Raw genomic sequence first — 12,229 nt, 5'->3', positions numbered from 1 at the left:
GTTCTAGAAGCCAACCTATGACGAGATGGTGAAGTTTGGCGACATTTTTGACATGATCCTGTACATGCCTGTATGAAATCGACCATAATAGCTGCGCCATCAGGCCGGGCAGCCGGGTAATTTGGGATTAGGATTGTTGTAAATTTGTTGGTAATATACGCAATGTGGCGCAGTTTACGTCCCATTTCCGTCATGTTCCACAGCCATAGAATAAAAGATTTATTGTCCGATGCCCCATTCCGGGCGGATGAGGTTTAACAATGGGTTTCATTGCCGAGACCAGCAGCAGACTGAACCGGCTCAGGCGCTCGGGCGCGAGGGCCTGCCCACCCGCGCGCATGTTGCGCAGGTTCGCCCGCGACGAAGACGGTGCGATGCTGATTTTCGGTTTCTATGCCTTTCTCATCATCCTCATGGTCGCGGGCATCGGTATCGACTTCATGCGCTTCGAACGCGACCGTTCCAGACTTCAGGCGACACTGGACCGTGCGGTGCTCGCTGCCGCGGATCTCGATCAACAGATGGATCCGACCGCGGTGGTCGAAGATTATTTCGCCAAATCCGGACTGCGTGATTATCTCACCTCTGTGACGGTCGACCAGGGCCTTGGCTATCGCGTGGTCTCGGCGACCGCCAGTACCGAGATCGACACACAATTCATGCACATGAACGGTGTCGATACATTGGTTGCGCCGGCCGTCGGAACCGCAGAAGAACGCATCGATGGCGTCGAGATTTCACTGGTGCTCGACGTTTCCGGTTCGATGAACGAGCGTAACCGTTTGCCAAACCTGATCACGGCGGCGCAGGAATTCGTCGATACGATGGCCGCCAACAGCGCCGAAGGCAAAATGACCATGTCGATCGTGCCTTATGCCTCGCAGGTTTCCGTCCCGCAGAGCTTGATGGACCGGTTCAATGTCTCTGACGAGCAGCAATATTCGAATTGCATCAACTTCCAGAGTGCCGATTTCGATACTGCATCGCTTTCTTTTTCCAGCCCGTACCAACGCACCATGCATTTTGATCCGTGGTTCGTATACGACGGTATGGTAGAGGATGGGATCACCCTGATCGGTAATGACGCCAACGGGGTTTCCCTACCGGTTTGCGAAGCAGACGAAAATCGCCAGATGCTGCTGATGCAATCCGATCCAGAGGCCCTGAAAGCCTATATCAGGAACCTCACCGCCCGCGGCAGTACCTCGATCGATATCGGCATGAAATGGGGCACCGCTCTGCTCGATCCCAGCCTTCGCCCGGCGATGAGCATGCTCAGCGTGCTGGGCGACGTGCCCGAGGTGGCGGCCACCCTGCCGACAAACTACAATGACGGCGAAACACTGAAGGTGATCGTTCTGATGACCGACGGGGAGAACACCGACCAGTATTACATCAATGACGGTTTCCGCGAGGGTCCGTCGAATGTGTATTTCAACGATGCGGCAAAGGCATATTCGATCTACCATCCGCCAGTCGACGCCTATTTCTGGCCTGACGACAACAAGGAATATTACGACCGGGACGGCAATCTGGTGAATGACGGCAACAAGTGGGCCGATCATCCGTTTGGCGCGAATTATGCCGACGGGCGGAGCCAGGGCTGTGTCGGGCGTTCTCTGGGAAATTTGTCCTGCGGCGAGCGATCCGAACCGGGTACAGCGGTCAATCTCAGCTATCCCGACCTCTGGGCGCATGTCAGTCTCAGAGCAAACCTTTTCAAAAATTACTATCCCTTCCTTTCCTCGTCGATCGCCAACAGGAGATGGTTCCACGACGTTCGCAACAGTGTTAGCAACTGGGTCAAGAATGATCGCACCGAACGCATCTGCGATATTGCCAAAGACAACAACATCATCGTGTTCACCATCGGCTTTGACGCGCCGAGTTCAGGGGCCGATATCCTGCGGTATTGCTCAAGTTCCGACTCACATTTCTTTGAGGTGAAAAGCGACTCGAACGGAGAAAAGATCCGGATCGCATTTGACTCCATCGCATCGTCGATCCGCAAGTTGAGGTTGACCCAGTGAGGCGCTGGCCGTCGATTCTCGCAAAACGCTTCTGGCGGGCAGAGAATGGCAACGCAACGATCGAGTTTGCCATCACATTCCCTGCGATGCTGCTGTTCATGCTGTCGGGAATCGAACTCGGTCTCATGACGCTGAACCATTCCAGCCTCGAGCGCGCGGTGGACCTGACGGTTCGCGACATCCGGCTCGGAACCGGATCGGTGCCGCAGCACGACCAGATCAAAGACCTGATCTGCGACAGGGCGGGCTTTATCAACAATTGCAGATCCAATCTCAGGCTGGAGTTGATCCAGGTCGATCCGCGCAACTGGACCGGGGTGCAGCGCGAAGCGACCTGTACCGATGCCTCCAGAGAAGTGCAGCCCAAGATCACCTTCAGGAACGACGCTGGCGACAATGACCTGATGATCCTGCGGGCCTGCGCCAAGATCTCTCCGGTGTTTCCGACAACCGGGCTGGGCAAGAACATTTCCAGAGATGGCGCCGGGCAGTACGCGCTCGTCTCGACCTCTGCCTTCGTGCAGGAGCCGAGGTAAGCCATGCAATTGACGAACCTTCGTACACTGATTGGAAAATTCCGGGACGATACACACGGCAGCGTGACCGTCGAGTTCATACTCGCCATGCCATTCGTCTTCTGGGCGTTCATGGCGACATATGTCTATTTCGACGGCTATCATCAGAGCACGGCCAATCTGAAAGCGGCGTATACGATCAGCGATCTGATTTCGCGGGAGACCAGTGATATCAACGACGCCTATGTCGACAGCATGTATGAACTTTTCGGCATGATGACCCACACGCCAAGCGATATCTCGCTGCGTATCTCGGTCATCCGCTGGGATGAATCGGACCGGCGTTATTACGTCAACTGGTCGGCAAATCGCGGCTTCCCCGGCGAGTTGGACGATGGGTCCGTCGGTCAGTTTGCCGATCGGCTTCCGGCGATGCCGGACAACGAAATCGTCATTCTGGTCGAAACGGAAAACACGTTCACGCCGCTCTTCCGGATCGGAATGGACGAAACGAAGCTCGAGAATTTCGTTTTTACCCGACCCCGCTTTGTCGATCAGATCAAATGGGACGGACAGAGCAGCCTGGGATAATCCCGTCGTCTCTGCCGAACGACGCCTCAGTTTTTCGTCGCCATCAGCTCCGCAAGCCGATCTGCCATGAACTTCGATTGCGCCCCGGACACCACTCCGCCAATTCCGACGCGTCGCCCGAACCGCCACCACAGCCCCGGCCGCCAGCATCTGACCGTTGGGGCGTGGGTGCGCAGAACGAACCCGTTTGTCGGTTTGAACGCCAGAAGCCCCCGGTCGACCGATGCGATTTCATCAAGCGTAGCGATCGAGATGCCGCTGCTCTCGCGCAGCCCGTCCTCGGTCAGTTCGATACGGTTTGCGGTCACGCGAAAGAGTTTCAACGCGATCAGCAGCGTGGCCACACCAACCGCAACCGCACAGACACGCAGGATCATGGATGACCCCACCGCCCCCATGCCGGAATAGACCAGCAGCGCAGACACACAAACCAACGTCGCCACGGCCATCCACCGCCGCAACATGCCTGCTTCGATCACCGCGATAACCTTCGTTTCCATCGACTGCTCCTGCCCCAGACTTCGACCGGCGCATATCGCAGTCCGGGTCGTCATGTACAGCCGGTCTTACGCGCCGCGCTTGACCACGACTTCCGCGCCCGGTTCTTCCGGCTCATCATCGACCATCTCGGATGGAAATCCCGGCGCGCGAATATCAAGCCCGGTGACCTCTTCGAGCCGCCGGATGATATTCGGAGACAATTCGCGCGGGCCGAACCGGCCAATCCCGTCCGCGAAGATCTCGATCAATCTGGGATTGATGTCGAGCGGCACACCGGCGCGGTCGGCCACCTGTTGAAACAGGCCGATATCCTTGGCGACGAGATCCATCGTGAACGAGATATCGCGGCTGCCGTTCAGGATCACCTGGCTTTCGGTTTCATGCACAAAGCTGTTTCCCGAACTGATCCGGATCGCTTCGTAAGCCACGTTCAGGTCCATCCCCGCAGCCCTGGATACCACCAACGCTTCGGCGCAACTAACCAGATTTGCGGTGGCCAGATAGTTGGTGACGACCTTGAGAATACTGGCACTCCCCAATTCCCCGGTGTGAAGCACCCGTCGGCCCATTGTCGTCAGCAACGGCAGAACCTGTTCGAATGTCGCGCGGTCGCAGCCGGCAAAAATGCTGATATTGCCGCTATCGGCCCGGTGGCAGCCGCCGGAGACCGGGCAATCCACCGCCGCCCCACCCCGCGCCTGCACGGCATCGCCCAGCCGCCGGACCTCGGCCTCATCCGTGGTAGACATCTCCATCCAGGTTTTGCCGGCCACAACCTCGTCCAGCATGGCGGACACCACCGCGTCGCTCGCAACGGGACTGGGCAGACAGGTGATGACCACGTCACATACGCGCATCATGGCGGCCGGGCAGCCGCCTGCCTGCGCCCCCCGCGCCACAAAGACGCCGACGCGGTTTGAATCAAGATCGTGAACCGACAGATCAATTCCATTGCGCAGCAGACACCCCGCAAGCTTACCGCCGATATTGCCCAATCCGATGAATCCCACACGCATGTCAAAATCTCTCCTGATGCGGCTTTTTCCGAGCCTCGCCTGAGCCGCAGTCATTATCTGATCCGTTTGCGACACCTCCAGGATCTGCGCGCCATCGCACAGACATCGTTCGTTCCTGTCATTTAAAGCACCCCCGGGCCTCCCTATGTTAACGCCAACGCAATTCAGCGCAGGAGGAAACACCATGTCCCTCAGACCAACACTCGAAACCCGCAAGGCCGTTCCGACCATGGAGGGTGCAGGGGTAAAACTACACCGTGCATTCGGGTTCCAGGATCCGACCGAACTCGATCCGTTTCTGTTATTCGACGACTTCCGCAATGAGCGCCCGGAGGATTTCATCAAGGGATTCCCGTGGCACCCTCATCGTGGCATCGAAACCATCACCTATGTTCTGTCCGGCAGTGTCGACCACGGCGATTCGCTGGGCAACAGTGGGACCTTGGGCGCGGGCGACGTGCAATGGATGACGGCGGGCTCCGGGATCATGCACCAGGAAATGCCGCACGGAAACGCCGCCGGACAGATGCACGGATTCCAGCTCTGGGGAAACCTGCCCGCAGCGCAGAAGATGACCGCACCGCGGTATCAGGATGTGACCGCGGCGGATATCCCGGAGGTGATCGACGATGACGGAACGCGTGTCCGGGTAATCGTCGGAAACTTCTGGGGCAAGAGCGGTCCGGTCGATGGCATTGCCGCCGATCCGCAATATCTTGATGTGTCGGTTCCGGCGGGGGTGCGCAAGACCTTCCATATCGATACCTATCGTCGGGCCTTTGCCTATGTGTTCGAGGGCGCTGCGGCCTTTGCCGATGCGTCCGCTCCGACCGGTGTCCTTCTGGAGAAAGAGGTGGCGGGCCAAGAGGTGAATATCCGCGATCTGTCCGGTGACCGCACATTGGTCCGGTTCGGAACCGGTGACGAAATCACCGTTCAGGCAGGCCCCGAAGGCGTTCGGTTTCTGCTGATCTCAGGTGCTCCGATTGCCGAACCGGTCGCCTGGCACGGACCGATCGTGATGAATACCAACGAGGAACTGCGCCAGGCGATGGCAGATCTGCGCAACGGAAATTTCGTTAAACCAGCGCATTAATATTCCGCCACAAACAACTGGATATGCGCCCTGATTTCACGTCAGGGCGCAACCGCCTTGCGCACCATGTCCCAATAGATCGTCTCGACCTCGCGCACCGAAAGACGTCCACCCGTCCGGTACCACGTGTTGACCCCGGTCAGCATGGCGATCAGGGCCAGCGTCGCAATCTTGCTGTCCGGGACCGAAAAAACACCTGCGGCCACGCCGCGTCGCAGGATCGCCTCAAGTTCGTCTTCGTATCGTCGGCGCAGGGTCTCGATGGTTGCAAAGTTCTCGGCATCGAGGTTGCGCAATTCCATGTAGGACACGAAGACCTCATCCGCGCGCTCCATATGGAACGCGATATGAAAGCGCGTGAAATCCTCAAGCTGGGCAAGCGGATCATCCGGCACGTCGCGTTCGGCACGGGCAGCGAGCAGTTCGTCCATGTGCTCGCGCATCAGCCCGAAGAGCAGGCCCTGCTTGTCCGGTGTGTAATTGTACAAGGCGCCCGCCTGCACCCCGACCCCCGCCGCGATCTGGCGCATCGACACAGCCGCATAGCCGTGTTGAGCAAACAGCCGCATCGCAACCTCGCGAATGCGCGGTCCGGTAATGTCGGAATGCGAACCGGTGGTACGTGCCATGATCCGAATGTATCTGAACATTTGTTCAGATAAAACCCCCGCTTGCGCTGTCACTGCCAAAAGGGCATGACCGACTATATATATCGTGATGCAAGAGGTACGGATGCCGTTGCCCCCCCGCAGGACCTATATACGGATGCTTCTGCCTGCACTTCTGCTGGTCGGGTGCGCCCAGGTTCCGCAGCTGGATGAAACCATATCGGACGATCTCGAGAACGCCGACTACCCGGCGCTGGCGCCCATCGAAACCCTGCTCGTGCCGCTGCCCGATCCGCAAGAGCGCAGCAAGGACGTTCAGCAGGATCTGCAAGGTCGGCTGGCCAATTTGCAGGACCGTGCCCGCCGGCTGAACGACCGTCCGGTGGTGGACGAGGAAACCCGGACACGCATGCAGGCCGGCGTGCAGGAATAATCGTCTGCATCTGTCACGTTGCGCCCCTGCGCCGAACCCGCTAGAGCACCGCGAGAAACAACAACAAGGGACAGGTTCATGACAGCACCTCTGCGGCTGGGAATTGCCGGTTTGGGCACCGTTGGCGTTGGCGTCGTCAGGATCATTCGCAGTCAGGCGGCGTTGTTGTCTGCCCGCACCGGGCGCGACATCCGGATCAGCGCGGTGTCGGCACGCGACGCCGCCAGGGATCGTGGCGTCAACCTGGGCAACTATGCGTGGGAGAGTGACCCGGTCGCATTGGCACGACGCGACGATGTGGATGTGTTCGTCGAACTGATGGGCGGCACCGACGGGCCCGCCAAGGACTCTACCGAAGCGGCGTTGGATGCGGGCAAGGATGTCGTCACCGCCAACAAGGCGATGCTGGCAATCCATGGTCAGGCGCTGGCCGAACAGGCCGAAACGCTGGGTCGTGTCATCCGGTTCGAGGCGGCGGTCGCCGGTGGCATTCCGGTGATCAAGGCGCTGACCGAAGGGTTGGCGGCAAATGAAATCACTCGCGTGATGGGCGTCATGAACGGCACCTGCAACTATATTCTAACCCGCATGGAAAACGCGGGACTGCCCTATGAAGAGGTTTTTCAGGAGGCCAGCGACCTCGGTTATCTCGAAGCGGATCCGAACCTCGATGTCGGCGGGATCGACGCCGGGCACAAGCTGGCGATCCTGTCCTCGATCGCGTTCGGGACCAAGCCGGATTTCGACGGGATCGAACTCGAAGGCATCCAGCGGGTCACCATCGAAGATATCCGACAGGCCGCCGACATGGGGTATCGGATCAAGCTGCTCGGCGTCGCGCAGCGCACCGGTCGCGGGCTGGAACAACGCATGCAACCGTGTCTGGTTCCGGCCTCTTCACCGCTCGGACAGCTCGAAGGCGGCACCAATATGATCGTCATCGAAGGCGATGCGGTGGAACAGATCGTGCTGCGCGGGCCCGGTGCCGGCGAGGGTCCGACCGCAAGCGCGGTCATGGGGGATGTCTGTGACCTCGCGCGGGGTCTGCGGTTGCCGACCTTCGGCCAGCCTGCGAAAACGCTTGCCGATGCGCCCTCGGCGCGGGCGGTGCTTCCTGCGCCCTACTACCTGCGCACGGCGCTTCTGGACAAGCCCGGCGCGCTGGCCAAGGTCGCGACGATTCTCGGCAATGCCGGCGTTTCGATCGACCGGATGCGGCAGTACGGGCATTCCGACGCGACGGCGCCCGTACTGATCGTGACGCACAAGACGACACGCGCGGCACTGGATGATGCGCTCGCCGAAATGCAAAAAACCGATGTCATCGCCGCACCCCCGGTTGCGTTGCGCATCGAGAGCGTATGATATCTTGTAAAACACCGCCCGAAACAGGAGCCTTCCATGACCGAAACCAATGAATTCCACGATCGCATGCTGTCGTTGGGCCTCGCCCGTGTTGCCGAACAGGCCGCGCTCGCGTCTGCGTCGCTGATTGGTCGCGGTGATGAGAAAGCCGCCGACCAGGCAGCCGTCAACGCCATGCGCGAGCAGTTGAACCTGCTGGATATTGCCGGCGTCGTGGTCATCGGGGAAGGTGAGCGGGATGAGGCGCCAATGCTCTATATCGGCGAAGAGGTCGGAACCGGCAACGGTCCGGGCGTCGACATCGCGCTCGATCCGCTGGAAGGCACCACGCTCACGGCCAAGGACATGCCGAATGCGCTGACGGTGATCGCGATGGGACCGCGCGGCTCGATGCTGCACGCACCTGACGTGTATATGGACAAGCTGGCCATCGGTCCGGGCTATTCCGAGGGACTGGTGTCGCTCGACATGCCGCCGGCCACACGGGTTTCGGCGCTGGCGACGGAAAAGGGCTGTTCGCCAACCGACATTACGGTTTGCATCCTCGAACGCCCGCGTCACGAAGAGATGATTGCCGAAGTGCGCAGCACCGGCGCGTCGATCCGCCTCATCACCGACGGGGACGTGGCCGGTGTCATGCACTGTGCCGAGGCCGGAAAGACCGGCATCGACATGTATATGGGTCAGGGCGGAGCGCCCGAGGGTGTGCTCGCTGCGGCGGCGCTGAAATGCATGGGTGGGCAGATTCAGGGTCGCCTGCTGTTCCGCAACGACGATGAAAAAGCCCGCGCCACCAAGGCCGGGATCACCGATCTGGACAAGATCTACACCCGTGACGAGATGGCCCGGCAGGACGTGATCTTTGCCGCGACCGGCGTCACCGGCGGCACCTTGCTGGCCGGTATCAAGCGCGAGCCCGGCTGGCTCACCACCCAGACCCTGCTGATGCGCTCCAAGACCGGCTCGGTGCGCCGCATGGAATACCGCACCCCGGTCTGATCGCTCCGCGAAATCTGCCGGTCGGCCCCTCCGGGGGTCTGCCGGTCATTCATCAAGCCAACGGAGAAAGAGACTCGTCTTGGCATTTCTCGACATCGAGTCCTCGCTCACCGGACGCCGCTGGATCGGGCCGGATGTCGACGCCGAGCGCGCAGCCGACGCGATGGCTCAGGAAACCGCCCTGCCCCGCGCAGTCTGTCAGGTCCTGACTCGGCGCGGGGTGCCCGCTGCCGAGGCCGAAGCGTTCCTGTCCCCGCGCCTGCGCGACCTGCTGCCCGACCCGCGCAGCCTGCGCGACATGCAGGTGGCCTCTGCCCGGTTCCTTGAGGCGGTAAGTCAACGCCAGCGCATCGCGATATTCGCCGATTACGACGTGGATGGCGGAAGTTCCGCCGCGCTGCTGATCGTCTGGCTGCGGCATATGGGGCTTGCCGCCACTCTCTACATCCCGGATCGCATCGACGAAGGTTATGGCCCGAACGTGCCGGCAATGACACAGCTCGCCGCCGCACATGACCTTATCATCTGCGTCGATTGCGGCACGCTTTCGCACGAGGCGATTGCGGCGACCGGCGACGCGGATGTCATCGTGCTTGATCATCACCTCGGCGGCGAAACCCTGCCCGCCGCGCTCGCCGTGGTGAACCCGAACCGGCAGGATGAAAGCGGAGAGCTGGGATATCTCTGCGCCGCCGGTGTCGTGTTCCTGATGCTGGTCGAAACCGCGCGCCAGATGCGCGAGGCCGGGATGAAGGCAGGGCCGGACCTGATGGAGTTTCTGGATCTGGTGGCGCTGGCCACCGTCGCCGATGTCGCCCCCCTGATCGGTGCCAATCGCGCGCTTGTGCGTCAGGGGCTGAGCGTCATGGCCCGCCGCGAGCGGCCGGGTCTGGTGGCGCTCTGCGATGTGTCGCGCATGGAGTCCGCCCCCAGCAGCTACCATCTCGGATTTCTGCTCGGACCCCGTGTGAACGCTGGTGGACGGATCGGAAAGGCCGACCTCGGCGCCCGTCTTCTAGCCACCGGGTCGGCCAGCGAAGCCGAGGCACTGGCAGCACAGCTCGACATGCTCAACACCGAGCGCCGGGACATCGAGAGCGCGGTGCGGGCGGCCGCGATGGAACAGGCCGAAGCGCGTGGTCTGGACGCGCCGCTGGTCTGGGCCGCCGGTGAAGGGTGGCACCCCGGTGTCGTCGGAATCGTTGCGTCCCGGCTCAAGGATGCGGCCAACCGCCCGGCCATCGTGATCGGTCTCGATGGCGACGAGGGCAAGGGCTCGGGCCGGTCGGTCGCCGGCGTCGATCTTGGAGCCGCAATCCAGCGCCTCGCCGCCGAGGGTCTCTTGCTCAAGGGAGGCGGTCACAAGATGGCCGCCGGCCTGACCGTTGATCGCGATCGCCTGCCCGAGGCAATGGAGCGTCTGTCGGAGCTTCTCGCCCGGCAAGGTGCGGGCCGTGCCGGGCCCGCCGACCTGCGGCTGGACGGGGTGCTTATGCCCCGGGCGGTCACGATCGAGCTGATCGAGCAGATCGAACAGGCCGGTCCGTTCGGCGCCGGTGCCGCGGCACCCCGCTTTGCCCTGCCCGATCTGGAGGTGCGCTATGCGCGACGCGTCGGTGAATCGCATCTGAAACTCTCGCTCAGCGATGGCATGGGCGGATCTCTGGATGCGATTTCCTTTGGCGCATTCGACACGCCGCTGGGGCAGACAATGATCGATCACGGCGGCGCCCGTTTCCACGTCGCCGGCCGCCTTGAAATCAACGAATGGCGCGGTCGCAAGACGCCCCAGCTTCGCCTGGACGACGTCGCACCTGCGCGATCCGCCTGACCCGGTCGCTCATCCACTTTCTTTTCGATTTCGGTATTTTTTCTCTTGCGTGCCCCCGTGCGATTGCCTAATGAACGCCCACTAACGCTGGCCCGTTCGTCTATCGGTTAGGACGCCAGGTTTTCAACCTGGAAAGAGGGGTTCGATTCCCCTACGGGCTGCCAGCCACCTTCCCTCAAAAGAGACAGGAATATCAGGGCGCTAGCGCACTGTCCCGGATCTGAAATCCGGGCATTTGGCCGCCCCTTCGTTAAGAGGACTGGCCGCGAAGATGCCGGCCCGCCTGACGGACGATCTCGGCAACCTGCATCAATTGCTCGCCCAGGGGATTGGTCTTGCGCCAGATCATCCCGATGCGCCGTGACGGTTGCGGTTCGGCAAAGCGGGCAATCGACACCGATGCCGCACGCGTTTCGACCGACACGGCCATCTCCGGAATCAAGGTGACTCCCATCCCGGCATCTACGATCTGAACCAGTGTAGACAGCGAACTTCCATCCAGCCCGTCGCGGGGCAAGGAGGACTGGATATTGCAGAACGCCAGGGTTTGATCACGAAAGCAATGCCCCTCTTCCAGCAACAAAAGGCGCATCCGGCGCAACTCCTCGCCTTTTGGAACCGGATTGCCGGCTTCTGCCCTCGGGCGGATCAGCACGAAGTTTTCCGAGAACAGCTCGGTCTCGACCAGCGACGGTTCACCAATCGGGAGAGCGACAATCGCGGCGTCCAGACGTCCGTCCAGAAGCTCCTGGACCAGCTTGGGAGTCATCGTTTCGCGCACGAACACATCCAGTTCGCCATGTGCCTCGGACAGGCGGGCGATGATTGTCGGCAAGAGGTACGGCGCAATCGTGGGGATCACACCAAGGCGCAAACGCCCGACCAGCCCGGCGTGCGAGGCCCGCGCAAGATCGCCCAGCCCCTCGACCGCGCGCAGCACGTCCTGCACCCGCAACAGGAACGCCTCGCCCAAGGTCGTCAGCCGGACCTGCCGCGCGGCGCGCTCGAAGAGAATCGCGCCAAGGTCCTGCTCGAGTTCCTTGATCTGCACCGAGAGCGCCGGTTGCGTGATGGCACAGGCTTCGGCGGCTCGGCCGAAATGCCTGTGTCGGGCGAGCGCCTCGAAATAGCGCAACTGTTTGAGCGTGACATTTTTCATAAGAAAATTTTATCGCAACAATGAAAAAATACAACTTATAGAAATCATCGAGCTTTGTTATAACGATTCTAGAAAGCAGGAGATG

General features: G+C 60.9%; 12 protein-coding genes and 1 tRNA gene. 9 read left to right on the top strand and 4 right to left on the bottom strand.

What is annotated here, in order from left to right; all coding sequences use genetic code 11:
* Nucleotides 1-260: 260 nt before the first annotated feature.
* From AB9K34_RS11345 to AB9K34_RS11335, 3 genes are read left to right on the top strand one after another with little or no spacing between them, the layout of a single operon-like run.
* Nucleotides 261-2,030, top strand: a complete 1,770-nt coding sequence (locus AB9K34_RS11345) for a pilus assembly protein (RefSeq protein ID WP_369954539.1) — start codon at nt 261-263, stop codon at nt 2,028-2,030.
* On the top strand, nt 2,027-2,566 hold the full coding sequence (locus AB9K34_RS11340; protein WP_369954538.1) for a TadE/TadG family type IV pilus assembly protein: 540 nt from the start codon (nt 2,027-2,029) through the stop codon (nt 2,564-2,566). The genes AB9K34_RS11345 and AB9K34_RS11340 overlap by 4 nt, the downstream gene beginning before the upstream one ends.
* A gap of 3 nt (nt 2,567-2,569) precedes the next feature.
* Nucleotides 2,570-3,136 carry a TadE/TadG family type IV pilus assembly protein gene (locus AB9K34_RS11335; RefSeq protein WP_369954537.1) on the top strand — a complete coding sequence of 189 codons (567 nt, stop codon included), beginning with the start codon at nt 2,570-2,572 and terminating at the stop codon, nt 3,134-3,136.
* 26 nt (nt 3,137-3,162) lie between these two features.
* On the opposite strand, the gene AB9K34_RS11330 is transcribed toward AB9K34_RS11335, so the two are convergent.
* Both AB9K34_RS11330 and AB9K34_RS11325 read right to left on the bottom strand, forming a co-directional pair.
* Nucleotides 3,163-3,636, bottom strand: a complete 474-nt coding sequence (locus tag AB9K34_RS11330) for a hypothetical protein (RefSeq protein WP_369954536.1) — start codon at nt 3,634-3,636, stop codon at nt 3,163-3,165.
* A 66-nt stretch (nt 3,637-3,702) separates the two neighbouring features.
* Nucleotides 3,703-4,653 carry an NAD(P)-dependent oxidoreductase gene (locus tag AB9K34_RS11325; RefSeq protein ID WP_369954534.1) on the bottom strand — a complete coding sequence of 317 codons (951 nt, stop codon included), beginning with the start codon at nt 4,651-4,653 and terminating at the stop codon, nt 3,703-3,705.
* A gap of 184 nt (nt 4,654-4,837) precedes the next feature.
* Here AB9K34_RS11325 and AB9K34_RS11320 point away from each other — a divergent pair, with 184 nt between their 5' ends.
* Nucleotides 4,838-5,749 carry a pirin family protein gene (locus tag AB9K34_RS11320; RefSeq protein WP_369954533.1) on the top strand — a complete coding sequence of 304 codons (912 nt, stop codon included), beginning with the start codon at nt 4,838-4,840 and terminating at the stop codon, nt 5,747-5,749.
* Between the two features lie 41 nt (nt 5,750-5,790).
* On the opposite strand, the gene AB9K34_RS11315 is transcribed toward AB9K34_RS11320, so the two are convergent.
* Nucleotides 5,791-6,378 (bottom strand): TetR/AcrR family transcriptional regulator, encoded by a 588-nt coding sequence (locus AB9K34_RS11315; RefSeq protein ID WP_369954532.1) that lies wholly within the window; start codon nt 6,376-6,378, stop codon nt 5,791-5,793.
* Between the two features lie 136 nt (nt 6,379-6,514).
* On the opposite strand from AB9K34_RS11315, the gene AB9K34_RS11310 reads away from it, so the two are divergent.
* From AB9K34_RS11310 to AB9K34_RS11290, 5 genes are all read left to right on the top strand, one after another.
* Complete coding sequence (locus tag AB9K34_RS11310; protein WP_369954531.1) at nt 6,515-6,790, top strand: hypothetical protein; 276 nt, start codon at nt 6,515-6,517, stop codon at nt 6,788-6,790.
* A 78-nt stretch (nt 6,791-6,868) separates the two neighbouring features.
* On the top strand, nt 6,869-8,155 hold the full coding sequence (locus AB9K34_RS11305) for a homoserine dehydrogenase (RefSeq protein WP_369954530.1): 1,287 nt from the start codon (nt 6,869-6,871) through the stop codon (nt 8,153-8,155).
* A gap of 36 nt (nt 8,156-8,191) precedes the next feature.
* Complete coding sequence (gene glpX / locus AB9K34_RS11300) at nt 8,192-9,154, top strand: class II fructose-bisphosphatase (protein WP_369954529.1); 963 nt, start codon at nt 8,192-8,194, stop codon at nt 9,152-9,154.
* Between the two features lie 79 nt (nt 9,155-9,233).
* A complete protein-coding gene (gene recJ, locus AB9K34_RS11295; RefSeq protein ID WP_369954527.1) occupies nt 9,234-10,985 on the top strand; it encodes a single-stranded-DNA-specific exonuclease RecJ in 1,752 nt (583 codons plus the stop codon).
* An 89-nt stretch (nt 10,986-11,074) separates the two neighbouring features.
* Nucleotides 11,075-11,149, top strand: a tRNA-Glu gene (locus AB9K34_RS11290).
* Between the two features lie 86 nt (nt 11,150-11,235).
* Here the strand turns inward: AB9K34_RS11290 and AB9K34_RS11285 are convergent.
* Entirely contained in the window at nt 11,236-12,144 is a 909-nt protein-coding gene (locus tag AB9K34_RS11285) for a LysR substrate-binding domain-containing protein (protein ID WP_369954526.1), read from the bottom strand.
* Nucleotides 12,145-12,229 lie beyond the last annotated feature (85 nt).

This window comes from Sedimentitalea sp. XS_ASV28 (assembly GCF_041224545.1).
In the GTDB taxonomy this organism is placed as follows: Bacteria; Pseudomonadota; Alphaproteobacteria; order Rhodobacterales; family Rhodobacteraceae; genus Sedimentitalea.
This window is presented reverse-complemented; position numbering and strand designations above follow the sequence as displayed.

Bases quoted from the DNA above. Each gene is read 5' to 3' on its own strand.
- AB9K34_RS11335 (WP_369954537.1), top strand. From the start codon at position 2,570: ATGCAATTGACGAACCTTCGTACACTGATTGGAAAATTCCGGGACGAT.
- AB9K34_RS11285 (WP_369954526.1), bottom strand. From the start codon at position 12,144: ATGAAAAATGTCACGCTCAAACAGTTGCGCTATTTCGAGGCGCTCGCC.
- AB9K34_RS11320 (WP_369954533.1), top strand. From the start codon at position 4,838: ATGTCCCTCAGACCAACACTCGAAACCCGCAAGGCCGTTCCGACCATG.
- AB9K34_RS11315 (WP_369954532.1), bottom strand. From the start codon at position 6,378: ATGGCACGTACCACCGGTTCGCATTCCGACATTACCGGACCGCGCATT.
- AB9K34_RS11330 (WP_369954536.1), bottom strand. From the start codon at position 3,636: ATGGAAACGAAGGTTATCGCGGTGATCGAAGCAGGCATGTTGCGGCGG.
- AB9K34_RS11325 (WP_369954534.1), bottom strand. From the start codon at position 4,653: ATGCGTGTGGGATTCATCGGATTGGGCAATATCGGCGGTAAGCTTGCG.
- AB9K34_RS11345 (WP_369954539.1), top strand. From the start codon at position 261: ATGGGTTTCATTGCCGAGACCAGCAGCAGACTGAACCGGCTCAGGCGC.
- AB9K34_RS11310 (WP_369954531.1), top strand. From the start codon at position 6,515: ATGCTTCTGCCTGCACTTCTGCTGGTCGGGTGCGCCCAGGTTCCGCAG.
- glpX (WP_369954529.1), top strand. From the start codon at position 8,192: ATGACCGAAACCAATGAATTCCACGATCGCATGCTGTCGTTGGGCCTC.
- AB9K34_RS11305 (WP_369954530.1), top strand. From the start codon at position 6,869: ATGACAGCACCTCTGCGGCTGGGAATTGCCGGTTTGGGCACCGTTGGC.